Raw genomic sequence first — 3,317 nt, 5'->3', positions numbered from 1 at the left:
AATTGATAATTTATCGCCCGAATGCTTCGCCCTTACAGGAAAATCACCTGTTGATAAAATTGATAATTTATCGCCCGAATGCTTCGCCCTTACAGGAAAATAGCCTGTTGATAAAATTGATAATTTATCGCCCGAATGCTTCGCCCTTATAGGAAAATCACCTGTTGATAAAATTGATAATTTATCGCCCGAATGCTTCGCTCTTAGAGGAAAATAGCCTGTTGATAAAATTGATAATTGGTCGCCCGAATGCTGATGCTTCCAGCACGCTTCGCGAACGCCCTTAAAGAAGTCAGAAGTCAAGAGTTATTTATTTTGAATTTTGGCTGCAAGGATTTTGGATTGTTTTTCTCAACTCCAATCTAAAATCTAAAATCTAAAATCTAAAATCTAAAATCTAAAATCTAAAATCTAAAATCTAAAATCTAAAATTTTTCTCCCCAATTCCCAATTAGGGTTTGCTGAATAAACCTAAAACCTTGATATATCAAAGGTTAGAGGCTGATAAACACAGAAATTAGTGCAAGGGTTTTGAAGGGTATACCGGAAAAAGTGTGCATTTTTTGGGATTTCAAGAGATGGCAAAGAAATTTTCAAATCTCCTCCTGACTCCTGACTCCTGACTCCTGACTCCTATGCCCTCACGGAAAGACTTTCTCAGCAAACCCCAATTAATAAAAAATGTAGAGACGCTACCTGGAACGTCCCTACAAATTAATTAGCTTATTTCAACGCTAACCGCTTGCAAAAACTGACAATTAATAATGTGCAATTGAAAATTACCTATCCTTGAAAGAAAAAAGATTGACTTGTCCAATGGAAAACTTTGATCTTTTTCCGCTGAAGAAAGGGAGACTTGAAGAATGGATCAATTATCAATTATCAATTATCAATTGTCAATTGGTAAATTAGCGAGATTTAGCCGTAGTTTTTCCGTCACCAGACTGAGCTTGTTGAAGTAACTGTGGTAGTAACTGCTCTAGTTTTTGCGCTGTTTGTTCTTCTTGCTGCAAATTCTGTTGTAGCAACTGTACCACTTGGTTTTGTCCCATCTGTTCAGCACCTTTGATCAAGCACCGATAACAAGCAATTTCCAAATGTTCTACTACTAACTGTCCACCTGCTATTCCCTGTTCGAGAATTTTTGGACTGTCAGCAGCCAAAAGCATGAATTTTTGACCGTCACTGATCACACCAGCAGCAGCATCACAAGTAACTCGTTGTGGTTGTTGTCCCAGAGTGGTGAAAACCTGCTCTAAATTTCTAATTTGTTGCTCAGTTTCGCGGATGTGTGTCTCAATTAAAGACTTCAATTGATTGTTTTGACAACATTGCCACATCATCTGTTGAGCTTCTAAAAAGCGATGTTCAGCATCATACATCGCACCAATTTCGTAAATGAATTTATCTTGTGAGCTAGAGATTTTTTTTACGCCAGGACGTTCGCTGAGTTGAACCATTGTTTTTCTCCTGAAGGTTAAACGCTGTTTCCAACAGTCGTTCCTTATAACCCTACGTTTAGCCTTCAGTATTCTCTTCATACCTAAGATACAGTTTATATGTTACATATAACGGCTATTTTTGTAGACAAACATAAGACTTGGGGTAGATTTGGTTGATTAAGTTAAAGTAAAGATAGGTAAAGATAGTGATTTCATATAAATGACTGCTCCCAACTTAGAGATAATTTCTACTCAGTTAGAAAGTCCAAATTTGCGCGATCGCATGGTAGCCCTTGCCAACCTCCGCGATATTCCCTCAGAAGATGCTGTACCTTTGATTAAAAAAGTATTGGATGATGAATCTCTGCAACTGCGCTCAATGGCTGTATTTGCTTTAGGTATCAAACAAACCCCAGAATGTTATCCTATTCTGGTGCGAATTTTGGAAACTGACCCAGATTATGGTATCCGTGCTGACGCTGCCGGTGCTTTGGGTTATTTGGGTGATAACAGAGCATTGGAAGCACTATCACGGGCATTTTATGAAGATACAGATTGGTTAGTTAGATTTAGTGCCGCTGTAGCGTTAGGTAATATCAAAGACTCCCGCGCCCATGATATTTTAATTCAAGCACTGAATAGCCAAGAAGTAGTTATCCAACAAGCTGCTATTTCAGCCTTGGGAGAAATACGGGATATAGAATCTGTAGATCACATCCTGCGCTTTGCCCAAGCCGAAGATTGGTTAGTACGGCAGCGTCTAGCAGAAGCTTTGGGTAATCTCCCTACTCCCAAGAGTGTTTCAGCCTTGAAATACTTAGAAAAAGATAGTCATCCTCATGTTGCCCAAGCTGCGACGATTTCTCTCAAGAGACTCCAAGAAATAGAAAATCAAGTTTAGGCAACGCTTCCTGTTAACGTTTAATAATAAAAGTGGTAAGCATTCAGCTATCAGTCGTCAGCAGTCAGCTTTTGAGGCTTACGCCCAAAATACCTATTTGATAACCAACAAATTTCTTAAACATTCTGACTCCTGAACGGCAGTTGCTCCACTTGGGTAAACCCCAAGACTGCACTGCCTCCTCCTGACTCCTGACTCCTGACTCCTGACTCCTTACTTACTTTGTATTTTGCGCCAGGATAATTTGATTCATGAATATTGAAGAGTTTTTTGAATTAAGTGCTGGGAAATGGTTCTCTCACCGTACAAGTCACCATTTGGCCTTTAAGCAATCGGAAGATGGTAAATCAGACATCGTGATTGAAATGCTGTCCGCAGATCATCCAGAGGTGATCAAACTGTGTGAACAGTATGAAGTTCATCCCAGTACAGCTTCCTGTGGTGCAAGAGTTACCTGGAAGGGAACAATGGAATGGGATGAAGAAAAACACGAAGGTTCTACGGTTTTAGTTACCGTACCTGATGCAGATAAACCCGGAGAAGGTAAGTTACTGCGAGAAATGGGTTATGCAGAAAAAGCACCCGTAGCAGGAACTTACAAAATGGGTGAAGATGGTGCTTTAACTTTAATTACTGAGTATGAAACCATGTGGTCTGAGGAAAGACTGTGGTTTGCTAGTCCTAATCTGCGGATGCGGGTAAGTGTCCTCAAGCGGTTTGGTGGTTTTAGTATGGCTTCTTTCACTTCTGAGATTCGCATGGGGGCGACGGAAGCATCTAAAAAAGCGATGGAAGCAGCTAATACAGTTAATACAGTTAACGCCAGCGCCGGTTAACACATTAGACTTCTCCGAAAATTACATAAGCGTAACCTGAAACCCATTCGTAGGGACAATTCATGAATTGTCCCTACATCTTTTTCGGAGAGGTCTAATATTTTGAACTCTTGTTTAACAGGCAAGATGCCTGTTCCA

4 protein-coding genes are annotated in these 3,317 nt (G+C 40.1%); 2 read left to right on the top strand and 2 right to left on the bottom strand.

Features of this window, described 5'->3' with window-relative positions; genetic code table 11:
• A partial coding sequence (locus tag H6F47_RS27115) for a hypothetical protein (protein ID WP_190651840.1) occupies positions 1–303 on the bottom strand: 303 nt, incomplete at its 3' end.
• A gap of 605 nt (positions 304–908) precedes the next feature.
• Entirely contained in the window at positions 909–1,460 is a 552-nt protein-coding gene (locus tag H6F47_RS27110) for a DUF892 family protein (protein WP_096566173.1), read from the bottom strand.
• Positions 1,461–1,662: 202 nt separating this feature from the next.
• On the opposite strand from H6F47_RS27110, the gene H6F47_RS27105 reads away from it, so the two are divergent.
• Entirely contained in the window at positions 1,663–2,343 is a 681-nt protein-coding gene (locus H6F47_RS27105; protein ID WP_137668754.1) for a HEAT repeat domain-containing protein, read from the top strand.
• Positions 2,344–2,594: 251 nt separating this feature from the next.
• Positions 2,595–3,179, top strand: a complete 585-nt coding sequence (locus tag H6F47_RS27100; protein WP_137668755.1) for a phycobiliprotein lyase — start codon at positions 2,595–2,597, stop codon at positions 3,177–3,179.
• Positions 3,180–3,317 lie beyond the last annotated feature (138 nt).

Origin of the sequence: Sphaerospermopsis sp. FACHB-1094 (assembly GCF_014696195.1) — a bacterium.
Classification (GTDB): Bacteria; Cyanobacteriota; Cyanobacteriia; order Cyanobacteriales; family Nostocaceae; genus Sphaerospermopsis; species Sphaerospermopsis kisseleviana.
The sequence above is the reverse complement of the archived record's forward strand: the minus strand, read 5'-3'. Positions and strand labels throughout refer to the sequence as shown.